Raw genomic sequence first — 24,823 nt, 5'->3', positions numbered from 1 at the left:
CTAACGTCCCGCAGGCGCAGGCTGCGGACCCATGCCGGGGGGGCGGCCCTGGGACGCCCCGGGACGCTCTCGAGGTGACCGCCTGCACTGTGGACGTGATGTCCGCCCGTAGACTCACCACATGTCGGGTCCTGGGGGAACAAAAACTGTCCATTGCGCTGCGGCGCTCGTAGTTGGCACATTGCTGGCTGTCGGGCTGGGTGCCTGCGCCTATGAAGACATGGGGGATCCGCAGCCGGCGGCGGCGCAAACCCACAAACCTGCGCCCACCATGCCGGCGAAGGACCCGGGAGTCCTGGGCGTGGAAGCTCGCAACTACGCCGAGCTGCATAAGCGATTAGCGGGGGCACCCGGGTCCGTGCTTCTTGCCGACGCCGGACCGGCTGACGGTCCAGGGGTCGGCTTCCGCAAAGCCGCAACGCTGAAGACCTCCGGCCCGCACACGGTCACCTTGACGTGCGTTGGCGGCTCTCAGGCCCAAATTTTCCTCGCCCAGGACACTGGTTCCGGAACCGAGCACATGTCGTTCAAGGTCGATTGCTCGGAAACCCAGACGCGGGTCGTCCAGCTGCAGAAGGGGTATATCAGCGCGCAACTGACCCGTAGCGACCCTACCGGCGCCTGGACCGGGGCGGTGGCCGGAATCAAAATCACGGCCAAGTAGGGCAAAACAAAACCGCGCCGCCACCGGGACGATTCCCGGTAGCGGCGCGGTTCTATTCGGGCCCCCTGTCGGATTCGAACCGACGACCCCCGCTTTACAAGAGCGGTGCTCTGGCCAACTGAGCTAAGGAGGCATTCCTGCGCGCCAGCCGCCACCGGGACACGTTGAGGGACCCGGCGCGATGGCGCTAGATAAGGTTAGCCCACGGATGCCCGGTGATAAAAACAGACCCGGCTCCGGGAGAATCCGGAACCGGGCCTGCGGTTTTGCTGGCGGTGTGCTCCGCTTACTTCTTGGCGTCGATGGCGGCCTGGAGGAACTCCTCGAACGGGGTCTGGGCGCTCTCGCCCTTGCCCCACTGCTCGCCCTCAACGAACACGGTCGGCGTCCCGGTGATACCGATGGACGCAGCCTGCTGGGTGGTGTACTTGACCCACGGGCGGAAGGTCTTCTCGTCCACACACGTCTCGATGCTCTTGGCCCCGACGTCGGTGGCCATCGTCTTCAGGTCATCATCAGAGATGCCGGCGCCGCCTTCAGCAGGCTGCTTCTCAAAGAGAACATTGACAAAGTCGGCGTACTTCTCCGGCGATTCGTTCACGACGCATGCCGCCGCGTTGGCCGCGCGGGAGGAGTAGTTGGTGGTGGAGCGGGTGTCCAGGAAGCCCAGCGGGCGGTACTCCACGGTGATCTTGCCTTCATTGCGAAGGCTCGTGAGGGTCTCGTTGTACTGGGTCTCGAAGTTCTTGCACACGGGGCAGATGAAGTCGATATAAAGGACCACCTTCACCGGCTTGCCGGCCTCGGCTTCAGCGCCGGGCGCGGTGACCTTCGCCGGCGGAGTTGCTGCCGGAGCGGGAATGTCGGCGACGTTGACGGTGGCCGGTTCGGTCTTCGCCACCTCCGTGTTGGCCAGCAGCGTGACGCCGCCGTACACGTTGCCGTTGGCCGGGGTGGGTCCCTCGTCCGCCACCGGCGCGTTGTTCTGGATGTTCGACATGACCACCAGTGCCACCACCACAATGATGGCGACAACCGCGGCAACAATGCCCCAGCCGATCAGCAGCTTGTTGCGCTTGTCCTTCTTCAGCTGCGCTTCGCGGATCTCACGGGCTTTCTCGCGGGCCGCGGCAGTTCGCTCTGTTTTGGACTGACGGGGTTCGTTTGCGGGGCTCATTAGTTCCTCGGGTCGATCGGCCGGTGGGATCCACTGGGTGGCAATTCATCATTTTAGGGGAGAAAACTGGGAAGTTGCGCTTTCAACCTTCCCTCACGCGTCGCAACGGACGAATAGCACAGAAGATTCCGCCCGGCTAGGGTGGAGAGGAGCCACGAGCAATCCCCAGGGGGCACCAATGCAGGCCACGAAACACGCCGAATCGGATCCAAAATCCTCAGGCGCGTCCGCGCACGGCACCGCCGCACACGGCAGCAGCGACACCGATCCGGACTCGCAGTATGACTTCATGGTGGTGTCCAACCGCCTGCCGGTGGACCGCTGCTCCCCGGACGAGCCGGGCTGCGAGGACGGCTGGCGCCGCTCCCCCGGCGGTCTGGTCACCGCCCTGGCACCCATGATGACCAAGACCGACGGCGCCTGGGTCGGCTGGCACGGCGCGCCCGATGAGCATGTCCAACCTTTCAGCCATGGCGGCATCGACCTCGTCCCGGTCCAGCTGAGCACCCATGACATCGAGCTGTTCTACGAGGGCTTCTCCAACGCCACGCTGTGGCCGCTCTACCACGACGTGATTGCGCCGCCTGAGTTCCACCGGACCTGGTGGGACTCCTACCGCAAGGTCAACCGGCGGTTCGCCGACGCCGTGATCCACCACGCCAACCCCGGCGCCACCGTCTGGGTCCAGGACTACCAGTTGCAGCTCGTCCCCAAGATGCTGCGCGAGGCACGTCCGGACCTGAAAATCGGGTTCTTCAACCACATCCCCTTCCCACCGCCGGAGATCTTCGCGCAGCTCCCCTGGCGACGCGCCATCATCGACGGACTGCTCGGCGCCGACCTGGTCGGGTTCCAGCGCAGCAGCGATGCCGGCAACTTCATGCGCTCCGCCCGCCGCTTCCTCGGCGCAAGCGTCAAGCAGCAGCAGGTCCATGTCAAGGGCAGCAACGGCGAGACCACCCATATCGCCCGCGCCCAGGCGTTCCCCATCTCGATTGACGTCCAGCAGATCAGCGAACTCGCCCAGAAGCCTGAAATCATCGAGCGCGCCCGGCAGATCCGCAAGGATCTGGGCAACCCCAAGACGATCCTGCTCGGCGTCGACCGCCTTGACTACACCAAGGGCATCAGGCACCGGCTCAAGGCCTACGAGGAACTCCTGGCGGACGGCAAGGTGACGGTGGAGGACGCCGCCCTCATCCAGGTCGCCAGCCCCAGCCGCGAACGGGTGGAGCAGTACCGCCTGCTCCGCGAAGAGGTTGAGGGCACGGTGGGCCATATCAACGGCACCTATGACACCCTGCAGAACACCGCCGTCCGCTACCTGCACCACAACTACCCGATCGATGAGATGGTGGCGCTGTACCTGGCGGCGGACGTCATGCTGGTCACCGCCCTGCGGGACGGGATGAACCTGGTGGCCAAGGAATACGTCACGGCGCGGACCAACAACGATGGCGCCCTGGTGCTGAGCGAATTCGCGGGCGCCGCGGACCAGCTCAAGCAGGCCCTGCTGATGAACCCCCACGATATCGACGGCCTCAAGGACACCATCATGAAGGCCGTGAACATGCAGCCCGCGGAAGCCGCCCGCCGGATGCGTGCGATGCGCAAGCAGATCCTGGACCACGACGTCGACCTCTGGTCCTCCGATTTCCTGACCGCACTGGAAGAAAAGGTAATCCGCGATGACTCCTGAGCTGTCACCGGAGCAGACCCCCCTCTCGCTGTCCCCCGACCTGCTGGAGGCCATAAGCACCATCGCCGCGACGGAGCACCTGCTGGTCGCGATGGATTTTGACGGCACCATGGCGCCGCTCGTTGACCATGCCGGGGACGCTCGGTCCCTTCCGCGCTCGGCGGCCGCCTTCGCCGCGCTCACCGAACTCCCGCGGACGACGACGGCCCTCATCTCCGGGCGGGCGCTGGACAGCCTGCGGGCGGTCGCTTTTCCCCCCGAGAAGGCCCTGCTGATCGGGAGCCACGGCGCCGAGGTCTGGATGGGCCCGGGGTCCGCCGAGCTAGAACTCGATGACGACCGTCGCGCCCTGCTCGCCGAGGTCCGGCGCGAGCTGGAGGGCATCGTGGAGGTGGCGCCGGGCACTCTGCTGGAGGACAAGCCGGCCGGCGTCGTGCTGCACACCCGGCTGGCCGCGGACGATGTCGCCGAGGACGCCGTCGCCGCGGCCCGGGCCGTCCTGCAGGACCGGCCCGGCGTCTTCCTGAAGAGCGGCAACCGCGTCCTGGAGACCTCCGTGATCCACGCCTCGAAGGGGGAGGGCATAGCCTTCCTGCGCCAGGCGACCGGCGCCACCGCCACGGTCTTCGCCGGTGACGACACCACGGACGAGGACGCCCTGGCCCGGCTGCTCCCCGGGGACGTCGGCGTGAAGGTGGGCCTGGACTTCACCCAGGCCCAGTTCCGGATCGAAGCCCCGGTGCACGTTGCCGAACTGCTGGAGGCCCTGCTGCGGGAGCGGAAGCGCGCCCTCGGCGTGTGACTCTATAGCTCATCCCGGACCCAGAGTCGGCCGAATCACATGTGACATCTGCAACATTTTGGCCCATTTGGCAAAAATCTGACATACTCTAGGTTGTGATGTGGCGCACAAGTACCGTGCGGCGTCATTGGATACTCCTCGGCTTCGGCCGGGGAGTATGCGCACGATCAGGTGCTGACAACTGAATTAACAATTGAACAATAAGACCATTCACTACGGATCGTCCGGCACGTACCTGCCGGTGAAGGGATTGATAACTGTGGCTACAGTTACTTTTGATAACGCAACACGTCTGTACCCGGGCACGGAAAAGCCCGCTGTTGACAAGCTCAACATTGAAATCGCCGATGGCGAGTTCCTGGTCCTCGTGGGACCCTCCGGCTGCGGAAAGTCGACCTCCCTGCGCATGCTTGCAGGTCTTGAGGACGTCAACTCCGGCCGGATCCTGATTGGCGACCGTGACGTAACCGACGTTCCCCCCAAGGACCGCGACATCGCCATGGTTTTCCAGAACTACGCCCTGTACCCGCACATGACCGTCGCGGACAACATGGGCTTCGCACTGAAGATCGCCGGTGTCAGCAAGGAAGAGCGCGCCGAGCGTGTCCGCGAGGCTGCCAAGCTGCTGGACCTCGAGCCCTACCTGGACCGCAAGCCGAAGGCGCTCTCCGGCGGTCAGCGCCAGCGTGTTGCCATGGGGCGCGCGATCGTGCGTAACCCGCAGGTCTTCCTCATGGATGAGCCGCTGTCCAACCTTGATGCCAAGCTCCGCGTCCAAACCCGCACGCAGATCGCGTCCCTGACCCGCCGCCTGGGCGTCACCACGGTCTACGTGACCCACGACCAGGTCGAGGCCATGACCATGGGCGACCGCGTCGCCGTACTGAAGGACGGCCTGCTGATGCAGGTCGACACCCCGCGCAACCTGTACGACAAGCCCAAGAACGTCTTTGTGGCCGGCTTCATCGGCTCCCCCGCGATGAACCTGCTCGAACTTCCTGTCGTCGACGGCGGCGTGCAGTTCGGCGGCACCGTGTACCCGGTACCGCGCAACATCCTCGAAGAGGCCCACGGCCAGACCGTCACGCTCGGTTCCCGCCCGGAAGACCTCGAGCAGGTCGCCGAGGGCGAAGGCCTCCAGGTTGAGGTCGACGTCGTCGAGGAACTCGGCGCCGACGCTTACGTCTACGGCCACACCACGCTGGACGGCACGAGCCACGACATCGTGGCCCGCGTCGACGGCCGCCGTCCCCCGATGAAGGGCGAGTCCATCTGGGTCCGCCCGCAGTCAGGCCACGTACACCTGTTCGACACCAAGACGGGTCTGCGCCTGGGCGATTGATCCCACCCACCCACCGGCCCCTGCACGACGTATCCGACGGCGGTCCTCCCCACTGGAGGGCCGCCGTCGGGCGTTAACAGACGTTTGCCGCACCATTCGTTAGGGCCGGCGCCCTTAGTACGGAAGAATTGGACTATGACCGAGCGAAACTCCAGCACCGAGGACAACGGCGCCCAGTGGCACGACGAACCCACCGACTACGGTCAGATCGGCAAGCTGCCCCGGTTCGAAGCCGCCAGCGCCAATGACAGCAAGGGTTCCGTGGCCTCGAGTTCCCTGAGCATCACGGCCGCAGCCACCGAACCGGAGCTCCTGGACCTGCCGTGGCACATCGCCCTGGAGGACTGGCCGGCGGAATACCTCGCCGCGCTCCCCCGCGGCATCTCCCGCCACATCGTGCGCTTCGCCCACCTGGGCGGTTCGGTCATCGCCATCAAGGAGACCTCGGAGCACGTGGCCCGCCACGAGTACCACATGCTGCGCAAACTCGCCCGGCTGGACGTCCCGTGCGTGGAACCGGTCGCCGTTATCACCGGGCGCACCACACCCGAGGGGCGGCCGCTGAACCCCGTGCTGGTTACCCGGCACCTGAAGTTCTCCATGCCGTACCGCGCCCTTTTCTCGCAGATGCTGCGCAAGGACACCCTCACCCGCCTGATCGACGCCCAGGCCCTGCTGCTGGTCCGCCTGCACCTGATCGGCTTCTACTGGGGCGACGTCTCGCTGTCCAATACGCTCTTCCGCCGCGACGCCGGCGCGTTCGCCGCCTACCTTGTGGACGCGGAAACCGGCGAGCTGTATCCGGACCTCTCCACGGGACAGCGCGAATACGATCTTGAAATCGCCCGCGTCAACATCGCCGGGGAGCTCATGGACCTCCTCGACGGCGGGCTCATCGAGGAAAAAGTGGACCCGGTAGCCACGAGCGAGCTCATCATGGACAGCTACCGCCGCCTCTGGACCGAGCTGACCGAGAAGGAATCGTTCGAGATCGGCGAGCGCTGGCGGGTGGCGGCCCGCATCCGGAAGCTCAACGAGCTGGGGTTCGACGTCGAGGAATACGCGATCAAGACGACGCAGAACGGTTCCACCATCCAGCTCCAGCCCAAAGTGGTGGACGCCGGCCACCACCAGCGCCGGCTGCTGCGCCTGACCGGCCTGGACGCGCAGGAAAACCAGGCCCGCCGGCTCCTGAACGACATGGACTCCTTCCGGGCGGACAACAACCCCGGAATGGACGAGGAATACAGCGCCCACCTGTGGGTCAGCCAGATCTTCGAACCGATTGTCCGTTCCATCCCCCGCGATTTGTCCGGGAAGCTGGAGCCGGCGGAGGCTGTGCACGAGATCCTGGAACACCGCTGGTACATGTCCGAGAAAGAGAACCGGCACATCCCGCTGGCCGAAGCCGTGCAGTCCTACATTGACTCCGAGCTGCGCCACCGCCGCGACGAGGCGGCCATCATGCTCAACCCGGACACGGGACTGCTCAAGATTCTGGAGGTCGAGACCGAGGAGTCGCGCTACGGCGCCGACGAATCCATCGACGAATACCCGGACTCCGACGACTAGGTTCCCGGCGGGCCGGCCGCCGTCCCGCCGGTTTCTGGCACGGCCGGGCTAAATCCCGGTGCCGGACTAGATCGCTTTGCCGGGGTTCAGGATCCCGGCCGGGTCGAAAAGTTCCTTAATCCGGCGCTGCAGTTCGCGCACGGGCTCCTTCTGCTCCAGGCCGAGCCAGCGCAGCTTGAACTGTCCGATCCCGTGCTCCCCCGTGATGGTGCCGCCCATCGCGAGCGCCACAGTGACGGATTTGTCCAGGGCCGCGCCCAGCCGCTCCATGGCGTCGGCGTCGACGGTGCTATCCACCCGGTCCACCCAGAAGGTGGGGTGCAGGTTCCCGTCCCCGGCGTGCGCCACCACCTTGAGCTTGACCCCGTTCGCCGCCGCCATGGCCTCAAGCTCGGCGACGTAGTCCACCAGCCGGGAGCGCGGGACGGCGACGTCCTCACCCACGCGGTATTCGTCGTCGACTTCCACTCCCCGGCTGTTGCGCCGCAGGTCCACCAGCAGTTCCGCCTCCGCGCTGGCCTCCATGGTCACCACGGCCCCGCCGGCCGCGAGGACCGGCCGGATGGCCGCTGCCTCTGCGGCCGCACCGAAGCCGTCGGTCTGGATCAGGAGCAGCGACTTTCCCCTGGCGGCGAGGTCCGAGCCGTGGATCTCATCGAGCTGGGCCAGCGTGCCGCTGTCGAGGAGTTCCATGATGGCCGGCTGCACGCGGGCCTTTCCCACGGCGAGGACGCCCGCCGCGGCGCTGCGGAAGTCCGGGTAGAAGGCGGCCACAGTGTGCACGTCCTGCGGGAGGTACTTGAGCCGCACGGTGATGCCGACGACAATCCCCAGCGTCCCCTCGGAGCCGACGAACAGCGCGGTGAGGTCGTAGCCGGCGACGCCCTTGAACGTCTGGTGGCCGGTGTGGATGAGCGAGCCGTCCGCGAGCACGACGTCGAGCGCCAGCACCGAGTCCCGGGTGACCCCGTACTTGGCGCAGCGCAGGCCGCCGGCGTTCGTGGCCACGTTGCCGCCGATGGTGGATAGCTTGAAGCTGGCCGGGTCCGGGGCATACATGAGGCCGTGCACCGCGGCGGCGGTGTTGAGGTCGGCATTGACCACCCCGGGTTCCACCACGGCCGTCTCATCGTCCGGGTTGAGGTCCAGGATGCGGTTCATCCGTTCGAGGCTCAGCACAACACAGCCCTTGCTGGCGTGCGCGCCGCCTGAAACGCCGGTGCCGGCGCCGCGGGCCACCAAGGGCACCCCGTGCGCGGCGCAGGCGCGGACGGTGGCCTGGACGTCTTCGACCGATTCGGCACGCACCACGGCCTGCGGCTGCTGGTAGTCCAGCACCGGAGCCTGGTCCACGGCATAGGCCGTCAGGGTGGGCGTGTCCAGGGCGACTTTCGCCGGGCCCAGGGCAGAGGTGAGCTCGTCGATGATGCTCATGCGGTCTCCAGTTCGTCGAATCCGGCCTTCAGTCTAAGGCGCGGATCCAACCTGCCGGGGCAGTGTGCCTAAGGCAACGGGGTCCCGGGCAGCACCCAGACTCCCGCCGCGGGGCCGCGGGTGCAGATCAGGGCGGATGGAGCGGGGCCATTCGCCCTGATCTGCCCGCCTGTCTCGGGGCCGATGTTCTCCAGACCGGCGTTGATGCGGCCGGTGGCGAATGCGGGGGCTTCCGCGAGGGCCCCGAGCTGGGCGCGGGTGAGCAGTCCCGGCGGCAGTGCGACCTCCGCGGCGTCCCGGGCCACGACGACGAGCACGGAACTCCCCGCTTCTTCCCGCACGAATGCCAGGGCGTCACCGTGTGCGTGCAGCCAGCGGATGCCTCCGCCGGTCAGTGCGGGCTGGTCCCGGCGCAGCCCGGCGAGTGCGGCATAGTCATCGCGGAGGTCGGTCAGGACCCGGTCCGGATCGTTCCAGGGCATCGGCGTGCGGGAGGCTTCGCCGTTGTGTCCCTTGAGCCCGAATTCGTCGCCGGCGAACACGACGGGGACGCCGGGGAGCGTGAACATGAGCACCGCACCGAGCCGCTGGCCGCCGTCGATCATGACGGTGGCGGCCCGCGCGGTGTCGTGGCTGTTCAGCGCGTTCATGTTCTGCTGCCGGACGTCCCAGCTGAAGGCGGCCGCCAGGTCCAGGTGGGTGGCCAGGAAGTCCTCGGCGCCGGTCCGGTTGGGACCGGGCAAGGGGGTGCCGAAGAAGTTGACGTGCGCGGCGTCTCCGGCGAGCCAGGACCACAGCGGCCGGGTGAAGTTGGAGTACGTCATGGCGCCGTGCCAGTGTTCACCGCTGAAGTCCGGGGCGGCGTCGTTGGTGGCCTCGGCCAGCAGTGCCGCGTCCGGGTTGATCTCCCGGACCCGGTCGGCGATCAGCCGGGCCACGTCGTGGTTGAGATCCGTGGCCCCAAGCCGCCCGGTCATGTTGCCGACGTCGATCCGCCAGCCGTCCAGGTTGAAGGGAGGCTTGAGCCAACGGGCCACGGGCGAGTCGTCGGCCAGGACGAATCTTTCCCTGAGCCCCTCCGAGGTCCAGTTGAGTTTGGGCAGCGAGGGGACGCCGTACCAGGATTCGTATCCGGTGTGGTCGCCGTTGAAGTAGTAGTAGCCCGCCTCCTCGGAATCCGGATCGGAGAGGGCGCGCCGGAACCATTCGTGGGCGTCCCCGGAGTGGTTGGCGGTGAGATCGCCCATCACCTTCAGGCAACGGGCGTGGGCCGCCTCAACGAGCTCCACCAGGGCCCCATCGCCGCCGAGGAGCGGATCCACGAAGGCAAACGTGGAGGCGTCGTAGCGGTGGTTGGAGCGTGCCGGGAAAAACGGTGTCAGGTAGACGACGTCCGCGCCCAGTTGCTGGATATGGTCAAGCTTTTCCATGACGCCGCCGAGGTCCCCGCCGTAGAACTGGTAGGGCGTCTGCGGGCCCGAGCCCTCCACCGGGGTAGTGTCCCAGCTGCACGGCACCGCCCACTCCGGGGCCGCCTGGTCCGCGGCCCGGTCTTCCGGCGAAAGGCCCGCGTCCGACCCGGAGGAGCGGGCAAAGCGGTCCGGGAAGATCTGATACATCGTGCCGCCGCAGAGCCAGTCCGGCGCTGCCGGGAACGTGGTCAGCCGGAAGTCCGCGTAGTCGGAGACATCCCGGCTGAAGATCCCCTGTGCGTTCAGGCTCCAGTAGCGCAGCCCCCCGGCCGCAGAGCCGGGAGCCGCGCCGGTCTCGCCGCCCGCGCAGCCTGCCGCACCGCCGTCGGGCTCCTCGTGGCCGTCCGGGACCTCCAGCAGGAAACGGTACCGGGCCACCGGGTTGGTGACGGTCATGGGCGCCTCCCACCAGACCCAGCCGTCCGCCTCGCCCAAAGCTGTACAGGGCTCATAACGGGGCTCGCCGTCCTGGATCGAACGGAGCCACACCCGGGCGGCGCGTCCCCAGTCGGCGGGAACCCGGACCCGCAGCAGGGCCTCGTCGCCGAGCGACACCTGCTGCGGGGCATGCAGGCCGGACCCGTCGTGGTGCGGCAGCGGCCGTGCCATTCCCGCCCCCGGCATGCCCAGCCCGTTCATGCCTAGCCCTTCACCGAGCCCTGGGTGAGGCCGCTGACGATGTAGCGCTGCAGGAAGAGGAAGAGTGCCATAACGGGCACCGCGGCAATCACGGCACCGGCGGCGAAGACTCCCCAGTTCTCGGACCGCTGCTGCGCCACGAAGGAATACAGCCCGACGGCGAGTGTCTGGCTGTCCGGGTCCGTGAGCACCACGCTGGCGATCACGAACTCGCCGGAAATGCCGATGAAGGACAGCAGGCCCACAACGGCCAGGATCGGCGTGACCAGGCGCATGATGATGCCGAAGAAGATCTGCGTGTGGCTGGCTCCGTCAATCTTGGCCGCCTCGTCGAGGGACTGCGGGACGGTGTTGAAGAAGCCGTACATCAGGTAGGTGTTCACGCCCAGGGCACCGCCCAGGTAGACCATGATGAGGCCCAGCTGGCTGCCGAGGCCCAGCGCCGGGATGACCTCGGAGATGCCGCTGAGCAGCAGGAAGATCGCGACGACGGCGAGCAGCTGCGGGAACATCTGCAGCAGGAGCAGGCTCAGCAGCCCGATCCGGCGGCCTTTGAAGCGCATCCGGGAGAACGCGTACGCCGCCATGGCGCCGAGGAAAACGGTGGCCGCGGACGTCACAGTTCCCACCACCATGGTGTTGACGAACCAGCGGGCATAGGGCCGTGAGGGGTCGTTGAACAGTGCGGTGAAGTTTCCGAAGTCGATCCGGCTGAACAGTGCGTTGGAGCCCACCAGTGTGCCGGTGGAGTTGAACGCCGCGGAGAGGACGTAGAGCAGCGGGAAGATCGCGAAGAGGGTCACGGTGATGCCGACGAGGTGCCGCCAGCCTTTGTCCTTGAACCAGACGCCGAAGGGACGCCGGCGCGCCATTGCCTTCAGGTCCTGGACCGTGGTGTGGCCTGTCGCGCTGTGGCCCGTTGTGGTGTCGTCGACGTCGGCCGGAGCCGTCGTCGGACTGACGGTGCCTGATGCTGACCCGTTCATGAGTTCACGTCCTCGAGTGCCTTGGTCTGCTTGAAGCTGATGGCCGAAACGGTGGCCACGATGATGAAGATGATGATGGCCAGGGCACTGGCCAGGCCGTAGTCACGCCCCGTCCCCTGCCCGAACGCCACCTTGTACACGAGCGTGATCAGGATGTCCGTGGCTCCGATGTCCCGGTCAGTGTCCGCGAAGCGCGGTCCGCCGCCGGTGAGCATAAAGATCACGTTGAAGTTGTTGAAGTTGAAGGCGAAGGAGGAGATCAGCAGCGGCGCGATGGAGACCAGCAGCAGCGGCAGCTTGATGGAGCGGAACACGCGCCAGGGCCCGGCGCCGTCCATCCGCGCGGCTTCGTCCAGCTCCGTGGGCAGCGACTGCAGTGCGCCGGTGCAGACGAGGAACATGTAGGGGAAGCCGAGCCAGAGGTTGACCACCAGCACGCTGATCTTGGCGAGGATGGGGTCCGTGAGCCAGCCGATCGTTGCGCCGCCCAGCAGGGTCTGGTTGAGCCAGCCGAACTGCGGGTTGAGGATGCCGGACCAGACCAGCCCCGAGAGGAACGCGGGGAAGGCGTAGGGCAGGATCATCAGGATCCGGTAGATCTTTTTGCCCCTCAGGTCCTCCCGGTTGAAGGTCATCGCCAAGGAGAGGCCCATCGCGAAGGTCAGCGCCACGGAGGCGATGGCGAAGGTGAAGGTCCAGAGGATGACGCCCAGCAGCGGCCCGCGCAGGCTGGGGTCGGTGAAGGCACGGACGAAGTTCTCCATGCCGACGTCGATCTTCCAGCCGGTGGTCAGGGTATCGCCGTTGCTGGCCGCGAAGGCCCCCTTGCCGTTGTCCTGGTAGACCGTCCCGGTTTCGGTGTCCGTGAAGGTGTCCGCGGCGTCGTCGTAGGTCAGGGCCGGCTTGAACTGGTACGCGTTGCTGCCGTCTGCCGTGCGCAGCGTCCCGTCGGCGGGGTCGTCGGAGACCGGGACCATGATGGCCAGGATGCTCTGTTGGTTCGCGACGATCTCCTGGAAGTTCAGGGTCCGGTAGCCGTCCACGGCGTTGGCCTTGCCGGTAGAGTCCGTGCCGGCGTCGGAGATTTCCTCCAGCGGGGTTTCGGTGTTGCCGAGCGAGACCTTGCCGTCCGGGTCGGTGAACAGCAGGTAGAAGGAATTGTCCTTGGCGAGGACGGCGGCTTTGTAGGCCGGGGAATCCGGGACGCGCTTTTGCGCGGTGAGCTGGATGGCGGCGATCGCATCATTCTTGGTGCTGTTGTGCCCGTCGCCGTAGTTGGTGAAGGCGATATAGCCGCTGAACATGACCACAAAGACCTGGAAGACCAGAAGGAACAGGACGCCGGGGGCCAGGTACTTGGCGGGGAGCCCGCCCTTGCGCAGATAGATCCAGTTGATCGCCAGGACGACGGCGGAGGAGACTGCCAGCGCGCCCCACGACTCGCTGAGGAAAAGCATCATGAGGACGTAGACGGCCAGTGCGTCCACGAGGCCCAGCAACACGATCTTGGCGACGGTGCCCTTGGTGGTGTCAGGGCCGAAGCGGCGGCGCCTCTTGACCGGACGGGCAGGCCGCCCGGCGGCGCCGTCCGGGGCTGTTGCCGTGCCCTTTGCGGCGGCCGGGGTGCCGGCCTGGCGGAGTTCGGTATCTGTCATGGCTGTCTACAGTCCTTGGGAGCAGCTGGTGGTGGTGCAGGAACGGACCGGGCGGCATCGCTGCCGCCCGGCCCGGTGCTTGCCGGTTCGTGACGCTTGTCGACGTAGCGCAAACGTCAGGATCCGGCGCGGGGACTAACCCGCGATCTTTGCCTTGATGCTGGCGGCCATCTTGGCCCAGTCGGCGGCCGGGTTGCCCTGGCCCTTGATCAGGGCGAGCTCGGTGGCGCCCCAGTCAGCCCAGACGGCGCTCATTTCCGGGATGGCCGGCATCGGGACGCCGGTTGCACCGATTTTGCCGAACGCTGCCACGACGGGATCGCTGGCGGCCTTCTCGAACGATGACTTCAGCGCCGGCGGACGGCCTCCGGCCTTGTACATGGAGTCCTGTGCTGCCTCGGAGGTGAGGTAGTTGGTCACGAACTCGTTGGTGGCCAGGGCGTTGGCGCTCTTGGCGCTGATGAAGAAGCCGTTGACGCCGATGAACGGCTGGGCCGGCTTGTCACCGGTTGTCGGCAGCGCGTCCACGGCGAACTTGATGCCCTTCTTCTGGACGTCCGGCACGTTCCACGGGCCCGTCAGGTAGTACGGGGACTCGCCGGCCAGGAACTTCTCCTTGGCGATGTCACCGGTGATGTTGGAGTTGATGATCTTCTCACCGGCGTCGCCCCAGGCGGCCAGCTTCTTGGCGAACTCCACGCCGGCGGCGTCGCCGATGAGGAGCTGCTTGGGATCGTAGCCGCCGTCGGCGGTCACGCCGAAGATCTGCGAGCCCATGGAGGCCTGCAGCGGGTACAGGTGATACGGGTCACCCTGCTTCGGGTCCATGCCCACCAGGAACGGGAACTTGGCCTTGCCGTCGGCGACGGCCTTCTTGCCGTTGGCGACCACCTCATCGAAGGTGCTGGCGGCATCCGGCACGATTGCCGTGTTGCGCAGCAGTGCGATGTTTTCGATCGCGTACGGAACGCCGTAAACGGAACCGTTGAAGGTCATGGCCTTGACCGAGGACTCCTGGAAGGAGTCCGTCTTGTCACCGAGCTCGACGGGGGCGATGACACCGTTCTGGACGAACTTGCCTACCCAGTCGTGCGGGCCGACGATCAGGTCAGGGCCCTTGCCCGTGGGAACCTGGGTGATGAAGTCGTCGCGGACTGCCGCGAAGTCCTTGACCACAAGCTTCACGTCGATTCCGGTTTCAGCCTTGAACTTCGCCGTGATGTCCTTCAGGGCGGGCGAGCGCTCGGCGTCAACCCACATGGTGATGGTGCTGGCCCCGGAGGCCTTGAGGTCTGGCTTGGCGGTAGCCGTGGCGGGGGCGGTGGCTGCGGCGCCGCCGCAGGCGCTGAGCGCCAGCGCGGCAACTACGGAGATCGCGCCGGCCGTGAATACGCGGCGGCTGGTCCCGGTTGTGAGGGTGTTCTGCACCTTCATTGGTGTCCCTTTCATAAATCCTGCATCCACGCTGAAGGCTCCGTCCGAGCCCTGGTGAAGACTCCGGAGGCCTGGTGGCATCGTCGGTGATGTGGCTCACAGCTGCAAGCGCTTCCAAGGTACATGCTGAACATGACTTTGGAAAGTCACCCTACCGGCGAGTATCGGATGCGGTCGAATTCAACGGCAGGGAGCAGCAACTCGGGATGAACCCGCAGTTCAGCGCGTTGGCGCAGAAGGGGCGCCGCGGCGCCTGCAGGTGACCATAAATAAAGGTGTGCGGCGATCCGCGCTGGAAGCGTTTTCATTTTGACCGGTTCGGCCTTACGATTACCGGCATGTCCGTTGACTCAGCACTCATCGCCCCCGCCGTATCAGCCGCGCCGCTGGCCGGGCCCTTGACCGGCCCCTTGACGCCGGTGCACGCCGCCGATCACCTCCCCGGCTGGTGGCGTTCGGCCGTCATCTACCAGGTGTACCCGCGCTCGTTCCGGGACTTGAACGGGGACGGCATCGGCGACCTCGCCGGGATCACCGCGGAACTTCCGCAACTGGCCGAACTGGAGATCGACGCCGTCTGGCTTTCCCCGTTCTACCGTTCGCCGCAGCGCGATGCCGGCTACGACGTCAGCGACTACTGCGACGTCGACCCCCTGTTCGGCACGCTGGCGGACTTCGACGCGATGATGGCCGAGGCCACGCGGCTGGGCCTGCGGATGATCGTGGACCTCGTACCCAACCACTGCTCGGACCAGCACATCGCCTTCCAGGCAGCCCTGGCCGCTCCCGCGGGCAGCCCGGAACGGGACATGTTCATCTTCCGCGACGGCCGCGGCGCCGATGGCGAAGAACCGCCGAACAACTGGGAATCCCACTTCGGCGGCCCGGCCTGGACCCGGATCACCGAACCGGACGGCGCGCCCGGCCAGTGGTACCTGCACCTGTTCGACACCTCACAGCCGGACTTCAACTGGGACAACGACGCCGTGCACGAGGAATTCGAGCGCGTCCTGCGTTTCTGGCTGGACCGCGGTGTGTCCGGCTTCCGGGTGGACGTTGCCCACGCCCTCGTCAAGGCTCCCGGCCTGCCCGAGTGGGGCGGCCGCGCCGACGGGAACAGCTGCGACGGTTTCCCGGGCCATGACGCCCCGATGTTCGGCCAGCCCGCCCTCCACGACATCTACCGCAAGTGGCGGCGGATCCTGGCCGAATACGGCCCGGACCGGATCCTCTGCGCCGAAGCGAACGTGGACCCGCTCCCCCGCCTGGCCGACTGGGTCCGGCCGGATGAAATGCACCAGGCCTTCAACTTCCCGTACCTGCACACCGGCCTGGACGTCCACCGCATGCGGGGCGTCATCACGGAGTCGCTGACGGCGCTCGATTCCGTGGGAGCCCCCAGCACCTGGGTCCTTTCCAACCACGACGTCGTCCGGCACGCCACCCGCTTCGGCTACGACGGCCGCGCACCGCGCGACGGCGACGGCATCGGCACCTTCGATCCGCAGCCGTGCGAGGCCCTGGGCCGCTCCCGGGCCGCGGCCGCCTCCATGTTTATGCTGGGCCTTCCCGGCGGCGCCTACCTGTACCAGGGCGAAGAGCTTGGCCTGCCCGACGGCATCGACATCCCGGACCACCAGCGGCAGGACCCCACCTTTGCCCGCACCGGCGGTGAGCGGCTGGGCCGTGACGGCTGCCGCGTGCCGCTGCCGTGGCGCGCCGCCGAACTTCACGCCGGATTCGGCGACGGTGCGGCGCCGTGGCTTCCGCAGCCGGCGAGCTTCGCGGGACTGGCGCGTGACACCCAGGCCGCCTCGCCGTCGTCGCACCTTAATCTCTACCGGCGCATGCTTGCCGTGCGGCGCGGGCTGGGGCTCGGGCAGGGTTCACTCGCCTGGGCTGAGGAATGGTGCACGGACACGTGCCTGGCGTACGTGAACGGCACCACCCTGGTGCTCCTCAACGCAGGGCACGAACCTGTCGAACTGCCCGCCGGGCGGGTGCTGCTGCGCAGCTCCCAGGACGCCGCCGGGGACGGGGCAAGGTCATCTGGACCGGCCGCCTCCGGGCATCGGTTAGGCTCAGGGGAAACTGTTTGGCTGGAAATCTACATCGAGGACGCGGAGAGCTAAGAATGCCCGGCATCAAGGACGTCGCGGAGCGCGCTGGCCTCTCCATAGCCACCGTTTCGCGGGCCTTGAGCGGCAAAGGGAACGTCTCGGCCCGCAGCCGTGAACGCGCCCGGAACGCCGCGGCCGAACTCGGGTTCGTCCTCTCCTATCACGCCTCCAGCCTGGCCTCCGGGCGGAACCACAACGTCGGCGTCGTGGTTCCGTCGGTGCACCGCTGGTTCTTCTCGTCGGTGGTGGAAGGCGTCTCGGCCACACTGCTGGACGCGGGGTACGATCTCACCCTCTACAACGTCAGCGGGGGGCAGGAACGCCGCCACAGCGTGCTCAACGACTTCCTGCTGCGCAAGCGGGTGGACGCGGTGATTGCCGTGTCGCTGGAACTCAGCGAGGCCGAGATCCAGCAACTGCTCGCGATCCACCGGCCCATCGTCGGCATCGGCGGTCCGCTGCCGGGCGCCTCGACCATCCGCATCGACGACTCAGGCATCGCCCAGGCCGCGGCCCGGCACCTGATCCAGCTCGGCCACAGCAAGATCGCCCATATGACCGGCGATGCCGCCTACGAGCAGGACTTCCGCCTTCCGGGCACCCGCCAGGCCGGATTCAAGAAGGCCATGAACGACGCAGGGCTGGCGGTCCGTCCCGAGTGGCAGATCTCCGCCGACTTCACGATCCAGGGCGCCTACGCCAGCGCCAGACGCCTGCTGGGAAGCTCCGTGGAACGGCCCACGGCGGTTTTCGCCGCATCCGATGAGATGGCTATCGGCACTATTCTCGCCGCCCGCGACTTCGGGCTCCGCGTCCCGTACGACCTGTCGGTGATCGGTATTGACGGCCACGAACTCGGCGAGGTCTTCGGCCTCACCACCATCGACCAGGACGCCCGCGGCCAGGGCGCACTGGCCGTCCGGCGCCTCCTGGCCGGGCTCGACGGCGGCAGCGACGACGAGGCGGCCGACACAGAGTTTCCCACGCACTTCGTAATACGTTCCAGCACGGCCGTTCCGCCCGCGGACCCGGCGCCGCTGCGCTAGGCACTGACGGCTGCCTCTTAGGCGCGTTCCTCCCAAGTTGCTTGCTCCATGGCCTGGTTGCCCCGGGAGCAACGCCCTGAAATCCGGGGAATTCTCCGGATTCCGCGGACCGGCCGGCTCAGCAACCGGGCAGGAGCGCGGCCATGCGGGCTGCAGGCCGACTCTTAGGCACCGTCGCCGCCCATAAAGCGCACGAAGCGGTCGAGCACTCCGGGCCAGCCGGCGGCGTACTCCGCCCGCGTAGCCGCAGGGTCCTCGGCGCCCTCCCAGCCACTGTGCACCAACCGCAACTCCGTACCGTCCTCGACGGCCCGGAAGGCGACGCGCAGCTCCGTGGACCACACCGCGGATGATCCTGGGTGCCAGCTCGCATGGAAGGAGAGCGGGGGCTGCCAGTCGTCGATGGACCCCCAAATGGCCGTCCTGCCGTCGTCCGCGCTCTCCAGGATCAGGTTCTCCTCGAATTCCACGTAGGAGCCGGCCCCGAATACGCTGTGATCCTCAAGAGGCCACCAGAGGTGCGTGTGTTCGGTGAAACCGACGAAGGCCCGGGCGACTGCCCCCGGCACAATGACGGTAAAGACGAACTGGTCCAGCCCCTCTCCCGGTGCCGGTTCCGGCGTCTCGGCGGCATCAGAGGGTGCGTGGCTGAAAAGGTTCTCCATGGGCACCAACTCTACCCGCGGGCTGCCGGCGTGGCTGCGCTGGGCGGCTGCGGGCTCTCGCAGGCCGGCAGCCGTGTAGGTGATGCCTCCCCGGCTCCGGGGGGAGCGCCCGCGCAGGTGCTGCGGGAGGGTTGTGGTGTGACCGGCGGGATGTGCGGGAGGGTTGGGGTGTGACCGGCGGGATGTGCGGGTGGGTTGGTGGGGCGGCTGCCGGTGGTGCGGGGGTGTCGTGGTGGTGGTTGGGGGGTTAAATGCGGGAGGACCCCCAACGTGGTTGGGGGTCCTCGACCTTAATGATGTTCCGGCGGTGACCTACTCTCCCACACCCTCGTTAAATGCGGGAGGACCCCCAACGTGGTTGGGGGTCCTCGACCTTAATGATGTTCCGGCGGTGACCTACTCTCCCACACCCTCCCGGGTGCAGTACCATCGGCGCTGTGGGTCTTAGCTTCCGGGTTCGGAATGGGACCGGGCGTTTCCCCCACGCTATGACCGCCGTAACCCTTGCTCCCGTTCCGTCCACGCCCTGGGGTGTGGTGGTGGGAAATCTTGTGGTTACAACTTCCTGCACCGGTGATGCTGGTGCAGGTGTGGTGTTGTTATTGTGTTGTGTTCTCAAGCAACGYTCCCGTGACGGGTTTGTTGGTTGGGAACCACATAGTGGACGCAAGCAGTCTTGTTATCTTTGTACCACCCTTGGCGGGCAAACCTCTTTTGAAGGATTGGTTTGTCCAGGTGGTGTGTGGTGTAAGTTATCGGCCTATTAGTACCGGTCAGCTTCACGAGTCGTTAGTCCTCGCTTCCACATCCGGCCTATCAACCCAGTGGTCTGGCTGGGGGCCTCTCACACACAAGGTGTATGGAAATCTCATCTCGAAGCGAGCTTCCCGCTTAGATGCTTTCAGCGGTTATCCCATCCGAACGTAGCTAATCAGCGGTGCACTTGGCAGTACAACTGACACACCAGAGGTTCGTCCGTCCCGGTCCTCTCGTACTAAGGACAGCCCTTCTCAAATTTCCTGCGCGCGCAGCGGATAGGGACCGAACTGTCTCACGACGTTCTAAACCCAGCTCGCGTACCGCTTTAATGGGCGAACAGCCCAACCCTTGGGACCTACTCCAGCCCCAGGATGCGACGAGCCGACATCGAGGTGCCAAACCATGCCGTCGATATGGACTCTTGGGCAAGATCAGCCTGTTATCCCCGAGGTACCTTTTATCCGTTGAGCGACGGCCATTCCACAATGTACCGCCGGATCACTAGTCCCGACTTTCGTCCCTGCTCGAGATGTCTCTCTCACAGTCAAGCTCCCTTGTGCACTTACACTCGACACCTGATTGCCAACCAGGCTGAGGGAACCTTTGGGCGCCTCCGTTACTTTTTAGGAGGCAACCGCCCCAGTTAAACTACCCATCAGGCACTGTCCCTGACCCGGATTACGGGCCGAAGTTAGATGTCCAAAGTGACCAGAGTGGTATTTCAACGATGACTCCACCCGAACTGGCGTCCGGGCTTCAACGTCTCCCACCTATCCTACACAAGCCACTCCGAACACCAATACCAAACTATAGTAAAGGTCTCGGGGTCTTTCCGTCCTGCTGCGCGTAACGAGCATCTTTACTCGTACTGCAATTTCGCCGAGTTTATGGTTGAGACAGCGGGGAAGTCGTTACTCCATTCGTGCAGGTCGGAACTTACCCGACAAGGAATTTCGCTACCTTAGGATGGTTATAGTTACCACCGCCGTTTACTGGGGCTTAAATTCTCAGCTTCGCCTTGCGGCTAACCGGTCCTCTTAACCTTCCAGCACCGGGCAGGAGTCAGTCCGTATACATCGTCTTGCGACTTCGCACGGACCTGTGTTTTTAGTAAACAGTCGCTTCCCCCTGGTCTCTGCGGCCCCTGCACGCTCCGGACAGCTAGTGTCCATCACGATGGGGGCCCCCCTTCTCCCGAAGTTACGGGGGCATTTTGCCGAGTTCCTTAACCATAATTCTCTCGATCGCCTTAGTATTCTCTACCTGATCACCTGTGTCGGTTTGGGGTACGGGCGGCTAAAACCTCGCGTCGATGCTTTTCTCGGCAGCATAGGATCACCGAATCCCCCCTTACGGGAGTCCCATCGGATCTCAGGCATCATGAACGGCGGATTTGCCTACCGTTCGCCCTACATCCTTAGACCGGGACAACCATCGCCCGGCTCGGCTACCTTCCTGCGTCACACCTGTTAATACGCTTGCCTCCCAGGATCAGGTCCCGCGCTCCACCAAAACCCTCACACCACAAGGGCGATCGGGCAGGTTTCGGGCGGTTAGTATCCCCTGTTCAGCATGGGCGGTTTTTCGCCGGTACGGGAATATCAACCCGTTGTCCATCGACTACGCCTGTCGGCCTCGCCTTAGGTCCCGACTTACCCAGGGCAGATTAGCTTGACCCTGGAACCCTTGATCATTCGGCGGACGGGTTTCTCACCCGTCTTTCGCTACTCATGCCTGCATTCTCACTCGTGTAGGCTCCACCGCTGGTTTACACCGCGACTTCACTGCCCACACGACGCTCCCCTACCACTCCAGACGCCTGAACCAACCCCACAAAGGAGGCGGCTGGGCTAWTGTCTGAAATCCACAACTTCGGCGGTGTACTTGAGCCCCGCTACATTGTCGGCGCGGAATCACTTGACCAGTGAGCTATTACGCACTCTTTTAAGGATGGCTGCTTCTAAGCCAACCTCCTGGTTGTCTTCGCAACTCCACATCCTTTCCCACTTAGCACACGCTTAGGGGCCTTAGTTGGTGGTCTGGGCTGTTTCCCTCTCGACTATGAAGCTTATCCCCCACAGTCTCACTGCTGCGCTCTCACTTACCGGCATTCGGAGTTTGGCTGACGTCAGTAACCTTGTAGGGCCCATTAGCCATCCAGTAGCTCTACCTCCGGTAAGAAACACGCAACGCTGCACCTAAATGCATTTCGGGGAGAACCAGCTATCACGAAGTTTGATTGGCCTTTCACCCCTACCCACAGCTCATCCCCTCCATTTTCAACTGAAGTGGGTTCGGTCCTCCACGACGTCTTACCGTCGCTTCAACCTGGCCATGGGTAGATCACTTCGCTTCGGGTCTAGATCACGCCACTGCAACGCCCTATTCAGACTCGCTTTCGCTACGGCTTCCCCACACGGGTTAACCTCGCGACGTAACACTAACTCGCAGGCTCATTCTTCAAAAGGCACGCCGTCACCACAACACAGCAAGCTGCGATGGCTCCGACGGATTGTAAGCACACGGTTTCAGGTACTGTTTCACTCCCCTCCCGGGGTACTTTTCACCTTTCCCTCACGGTACTGGTCCGCTATCGGTCATTAGGGAGTATTTAGGCTTATCAGGTGGTCCTGACAGATTCGCACGGGATTTCTCGGGCCCCGTGCTACTTGGGATACTTCACCGGGCGGTACACAACATTTCGGTTACGGGGCTCACACCCTCTCTGGCCGGCCTTTCAAGACCGTTCACCTATGCCTGTACTACTCACCCCACTGCCCCGGCAGAGACAGAATGGGAAGTCCCACAACCCCGACCATGCAACGCCCGCCGGCTATCACACATGGAACGGTTTAGCCTGATCCGCGTTCGCTCGCCACTACTGACGGAATCACTATTGTTTTCTCTTCCTGCGGGTACTGAGATGTTTCACTTCCCCGCGTTCCCTCCACGCACCCTATGTGTTCAGATGCGGGTCACCAGGTAACTCGCGCCCCTGGCGGGGTTTCCCCATTCGGACACCCTGGGATCACAGTCCGGTTATCGACTCCCCCAGGCTTATCGCAGATTCCTACGTCCTTCTTCGGCTCCTAATGCCAAGGCATCCACCGTGTGCTCTTAAAAACTTGACCACAAAAGATCAAAAACGCTAATTTTCGAGAGAACCATGAAAACCAACCCCACACCCAAAGGGCACAGGATCAGATCCAGGTTCATATTCTTGGAAATTGCTTCTTATAAAAGATGCTCGCGTCCACTATGTAGTTCTCAAACAACAACCCCGTACCACACACCCCACACACAACCCCSWAAGGGCCGATACACGTGCGCTCGGTGCAGCCAGGAAACCAGAAACACAAGTCCCGGAACGACACAMCCCAAAGGCTGCGCCACCCGGTCCTGTTGYCTCAGGACCCAACAGTGTGCCAAACACTACCCAACGGTTCACACCGGCCGCGTTCCAGGACCCACCGCCCCCGAAGGGAAAGAGTGTCCGTACTTGCTGCCGGCACGTGCCGCCAGGCACCTATTTGCTGATATTCCACCCGTGAGCACCCGCCGCAGAACAATCGCCTGCGCAACGGGCCTACTCCTGACAACCCCGCCACACGGRCATACGCCCGGCACGGTGATTGTAGGTGCTCCTTAGAAAGGAGGTGATCCAGCCGCACCTTCCGGTACGGCTACCTTGTTACGACTTAGTCCCAATCGCCAGTCCCACCTTCGACAGCTCCCTCCCACAAGGGGTTAGGCCACCGGCTTCGGGTGTTACCAACTTTCGTGACTTGACGGGCGGTGTGTACAAGGCCCGGGAACGTATTCACCGCAGCGTTGCTGATCTGCGATTACTAGCGACTCCGACTTCATGGGGTCGAGTTGCAGACCCCAATCCGAACTGAGACCGGCTTTTTGGGATTAGCTCCACCTCACAGTATCGCAACCCTTTGTACCGGCCATTGTAGCATGCGTGAAGCCCAAGACATAAGGGGCATGATGATTTGACGTCGTCCCCACCTTCCTCCGAGTTGACCCCGGCAGTCTCCTATGAGTCCCCGCCATAACGCGCTGGCAACATAGAACGAGGGTTGCGCTCGTTGCGGGACTTAACCCAACATCTCACGACACGAGCTGACGACAACCATGCACCACCTGTAAACCGACCGCAAGCGGGGCACCTGTTTCCAGGTGTTTCCGGTTCATGTCAAGCCTTGGTAAGGTTCTTCGCGTTGCATCGAATTAATCCGCATGCTCCGCCGCTTGTGCGGGCCCCCGTCAATTCCTTTGAGTTTTAGCCTTGCGGCCGTACTCCCCAGGCGGGGCACTTAATGCGTTAGCTACGGCGCGGAAAACGTGGAATGTCCCCCACACCTAGTGCCCAACGTTTACGGCATGGACTACCAGGGTATCTAATCCTGTTCGCTCCCCATGCTTTCGCTCCTCAGCGTCAGTTAATGCCCAGAGACCTGCCTTCGCCATCGGTGTTCCTCCTGATATCTGCGCATTTCACCGCTACACCAGGAATTCCAGTCTCCCCTACATCACTCTAGTCTGCCCGTACCCACCGCAGATCCGGAGTTGAGCCCCGGACTTTCACGGCAGACGCGACAAACCGCCTACGAGCTCTTTACGCCCAATAATTCCGGATAACGCTTGCGCCCTACGTATTACCGCGGCTGCTGGCACGTAGTTAGCCGGCGCTTCTTCTGCAGGTACCGTCACTTTCGCTTCTTCCCTACTGAAAGAGGTTTACAACCCGAAGGCCGTCATCCCTCACGCGGCGTCGCTGCATCAGGCTTTCGCCCATTGTGCAATATTCCCCACTGCTGCCTCCCGTAGGAGTCTGGGCCGTGTCTCAGTCCCAGTGTGGCCGGTCACCCTCTCAGGCCGGCTACCCGTCGTCGCCTTGGTGAGCCATTACCTCACCAACAAGCTGATAGGCCGCGAGTCCATCCAAAACCACAATAAAGCTTTCCACCCCCCACCATGCGATGAGGAGTCATATCCGGTATTAGACCCAGTTTCCCAGGCTTATCCCAGAGTTAAGGGCAGGTTACTCACGTGTTACTCACCCGTTCGCCACTAATCCCCCAGCAAGCTGGGATCATCGTTCGACTTGCATGTGTTAAGCACGCCGCCAGCGTTCATCCTGAGCCAGGATCAAACTCTCCGTTGAAGAAAAACAGACACACCATGCGCCCCCGGGAAAACGGGATGCACACAATGCACAAAATTTGAAACCAGCCAAAAACACCAGACCACACCACGGGGTGGCGGGCCCGGCAAATTCAACCAATTCAATACAATAAATTGGTATCAACAAACTTGGCACACTATTGAGTTCTCAAACAACAGACACA

14 protein-coding genes, 1 tRNA gene and 3 rRNA genes are annotated in these 24,823 nt (G+C 64.4%); 7 read left to right on the top strand and 11 right to left on the bottom strand.

Features of this window, described 5'->3' with window-relative positions; translation table 11 throughout:
* Positions 1–121: 121 nt before the first annotated feature.
* Positions 122–664, top strand: coding sequence for a hypothetical protein (locus tag ASE96_RS00090; protein WP_235500057.1), 543 nt, complete (start codon positions 122–124; stop codon positions 662–664).
* Between the two features lie 59 nt (positions 665–723).
* Here the strand turns inward: ASE96_RS00090 and ASE96_RS00085 are convergent.
* A tRNA-Thr gene (locus tag ASE96_RS00085) sits at positions 724–797 on the bottom strand.
* Positions 798–950: 153 nt separating this feature from the next.
* A complete protein-coding gene (locus tag ASE96_RS00080) occupies positions 951–1,841 on the bottom strand; it encodes a DsbA family protein (RefSeq protein ID WP_056424298.1) in 891 nt (296 codons plus the stop codon).
* Positions 1,842–2,019: 178 nt separating this feature from the next.
* Between ASE96_RS00080 and ASE96_RS00075 the strand changes: the two genes are divergently transcribed.
* From ASE96_RS00075 to ASE96_RS00060, 4 genes are all read left to right on the top strand, one after another.
* On the top strand, positions 2,020–3,540 hold the full coding sequence (locus ASE96_RS00075) for an alpha,alpha-trehalose-phosphate synthase (UDP-forming) (RefSeq protein WP_056424295.1): 1,521 nt from the start codon (positions 2,020–2,022) through the stop codon (positions 3,538–3,540).
* Positions 3,530–4,342, top strand: a complete 813-nt coding sequence (gene otsB / locus ASE96_RS00070; RefSeq protein WP_056424291.1) for a trehalose-phosphatase — start codon at positions 3,530–3,532, stop codon at positions 4,340–4,342. Before ASE96_RS00075 ends, otsB begins: the two co-directional genes overlap by 11 nt.
* A 259-nt stretch (positions 4,343–4,601) precedes the next feature.
* Positions 4,602–5,684: an ABC transporter ATP-binding protein gene (locus ASE96_RS00065; RefSeq protein WP_056426461.1), complete on the top strand. Its 1,083-nt coding sequence runs from the start codon at positions 4,602–4,604 to the stop codon at positions 5,682–5,684.
* Between the two features lie 135 nt (positions 5,685–5,819).
* On the top strand, positions 5,820–7,256 hold the full coding sequence (locus ASE96_RS00060) for a DUF4032 domain-containing protein (RefSeq protein ID WP_056424289.1): 1,437 nt from the start codon (positions 5,820–5,822) through the stop codon (positions 7,254–7,256).
* 66 nt (positions 7,257–7,322) lie between these two features.
* On the opposite strand, the gene ASE96_RS00055 is transcribed toward ASE96_RS00060, so the two are convergent.
* The 5 genes from ASE96_RS00055 to ASE96_RS00035 all read right to left on the bottom strand — a co-directional run bounded on the left by ASE96_RS00055 (position 7,323) and on the right by ASE96_RS00035 (position 14,876).
* Positions 7,323–8,690, bottom strand: coding sequence for an FAD-binding oxidoreductase (locus tag ASE96_RS00055; RefSeq protein ID WP_056424286.1), 1,368 nt, complete (start codon positions 8,688–8,690; stop codon positions 7,323–7,325).
* Between the two features lie 68 nt (positions 8,691–8,758).
* A complete protein-coding gene (locus ASE96_RS00050; protein WP_442853869.1) occupies positions 8,759–10,801 on the bottom strand; it encodes a glycoside hydrolase family 13 protein in 2,043 nt (680 codons plus the stop codon).
* 2 nt (positions 10,802–10,803) lie between these two features.
* Positions 10,804–11,673, bottom strand: coding sequence for a sugar ABC transporter permease (locus ASE96_RS00045; RefSeq protein ID WP_082492565.1), 870 nt, complete (start codon positions 11,671–11,673; stop codon positions 10,804–10,806).
* Positions 11,674–11,783: 110 nt separating this feature from the next.
* Positions 11,784–13,442 carry an ABC transporter permease subunit gene (locus ASE96_RS00040; protein ID WP_056424284.1) on the bottom strand — a complete coding sequence of 553 codons (1,659 nt, stop codon included), beginning with the start codon at positions 13,440–13,442 and terminating at the stop codon, positions 11,784–11,786.
* A 135-nt stretch (positions 13,443–13,577) separates the two neighbouring features.
* Positions 13,578–14,876 (bottom strand): sugar ABC transporter substrate-binding protein, encoded by a 1,299-nt coding sequence (locus ASE96_RS00035; RefSeq protein ID WP_056424281.1) that lies wholly within the window; start codon positions 14,874–14,876, stop codon positions 13,578–13,580.
* A 338-nt stretch (positions 14,877–15,214) separates the two neighbouring features.
* Here ASE96_RS00035 and ASE96_RS00030 point away from each other — a divergent pair, with 338 nt between their 5' ends.
* Together ASE96_RS00030 and ASE96_RS00025 are read left to right on the top strand one after the other, a co-directional pair.
* Positions 15,215–17,008: a glycoside hydrolase family 13 protein gene (locus ASE96_RS00030; protein ID WP_056426454.1), complete on the top strand. Its 1,794-nt coding sequence runs from the start codon at positions 15,215–15,217 to the stop codon at positions 17,006–17,008.
* Between the two features lie 2 nt (positions 17,009–17,010).
* Positions 17,011–18,042: a LacI family DNA-binding transcriptional regulator gene (locus tag ASE96_RS00025; RefSeq protein ID WP_056424279.1), complete on the top strand. Its 1,032-nt coding sequence runs from the start codon at positions 17,011–17,013 to the stop codon at positions 18,040–18,042.
* Between the two features lie 164 nt (positions 18,043–18,206).
* Here the strand turns inward: ASE96_RS00025 and ASE96_RS00020 are convergent, their stop codons facing one another.
* The 4 genes from ASE96_RS00020 to ASE96_RS00005 form a co-directional block, all read right to left on the bottom strand.
* A complete protein-coding gene (locus tag ASE96_RS00020; protein WP_056424276.1) occupies positions 18,207–18,707 on the bottom strand; it encodes an SRPBCC domain-containing protein in 501 nt (166 codons plus the stop codon).
* A 383-nt stretch (positions 18,708–19,090) separates the two neighbouring features.
* Positions 19,091–19,207: ribosomal RNA gene (gene rrf / locus ASE96_RS00015) — 5S ribosomal RNA — on the bottom strand.
* Between the two features lie 242 nt (positions 19,208–19,449).
* A 23S ribosomal RNA gene (locus tag ASE96_RS00010) occupies positions 19,450–22,597 on the bottom strand.
* Between the two features lie 518 nt (positions 22,598–23,115).
* Positions 23,116–24,639 (bottom strand): 16S ribosomal RNA (locus tag ASE96_RS00005).
* The 16S, 23S and 5S rRNA genes sit together here, the layout of an rRNA operon.
* Positions 24,640–24,823: the final 184 nt, after the last annotated feature.

Source organism: Arthrobacter sp. Leaf69 (assembly GCF_001422645.1).
In the GTDB taxonomy this organism is placed as follows: Bacteria; Actinomycetota; Actinomycetes; order Actinomycetales; family Micrococcaceae; genus Arthrobacter.
This window is presented reverse-complemented; position numbering and strand designations above follow the sequence as displayed.

What these genes read in the sequence shown, in the direction of transcription:
- ASE96_RS00035 (WP_056424281.1), bottom strand. Translation starts at nt 14,876, where the DNA reads ATGAAGGTGCAGAACACCCTCACAACCGGGACCAGCCGCCGCGTATTC.
- ASE96_RS00050 (WP_442853869.1), bottom strand. Translation starts at nt 10,801, where the DNA reads ATGAACGGGCTGGGCATGCCGGGGGCGGGAATGGCACGGCCGCTGCCG.
- ASE96_RS00080 (WP_056424298.1), bottom strand. Translation starts at nt 1,841, where the DNA reads ATGAGCCCCGCAAACGAACCCCGTCAGTCCAAAACAGAGCGAACTGCC.
- ASE96_RS00090 (WP_235500057.1), top strand. Translation starts at nt 122, where the DNA reads ATGTCGGGTCCTGGGGGAACAAAAACTGTCCATTGCGCTGCGGCGCTC.
- ASE96_RS00055 (WP_056424286.1), bottom strand. Translation starts at nt 8,690, where the DNA reads ATGAGCATCATCGACGAGCTCACCTCTGCCCTGGGCCCGGCGAAAGTC.
- ASE96_RS00060 (WP_056424289.1), top strand. Translation starts at nt 5,820, where the DNA reads ATGACCGAGCGAAACTCCAGCACCGAGGACAACGGCGCCCAGTGGCAC.
- ASE96_RS00075 (WP_056424295.1), top strand. Translation starts at nt 2,020, where the DNA reads ATGCAGGCCACGAAACACGCCGAATCGGATCCAAAATCCTCAGGCGCG.
- ASE96_RS00040 (WP_056424284.1), bottom strand. Translation starts at nt 13,442, where the DNA reads ATGACAGATACCGAACTCCGCCAGGCCGGCACCCCGGCCGCCGCAAAG.
- ASE96_RS00030 (WP_056426454.1), top strand. Translation starts at nt 15,215, where the DNA reads ATGTCCGTTGACTCAGCACTCATCGCCCCCGCCGTATCAGCCGCGCCG.
- ASE96_RS00045 (WP_082492565.1), bottom strand. Translation starts at nt 11,673, where the DNA reads ATGGCGCGCCGGCGTCCCTTCGGCGTCTGGTTCAAGGACAAAGGCTGG.
- ASE96_RS00020 (WP_056424276.1), bottom strand. Translation starts at nt 18,707, where the DNA reads ATGGAGAACCTTTTCAGCCACGCACCCTCTGATGCCGCCGAGACGCCG.
- otsB (WP_056424291.1), top strand. Translation starts at nt 3,530, where the DNA reads ATGACTCCTGAGCTGTCACCGGAGCAGACCCCCCTCTCGCTGTCCCCC.
- ASE96_RS00025 (WP_056424279.1), top strand. Translation starts at nt 17,011, where the DNA reads ATGCCCGGCATCAAGGACGTCGCGGAGCGCGCTGGCCTCTCCATAGCC.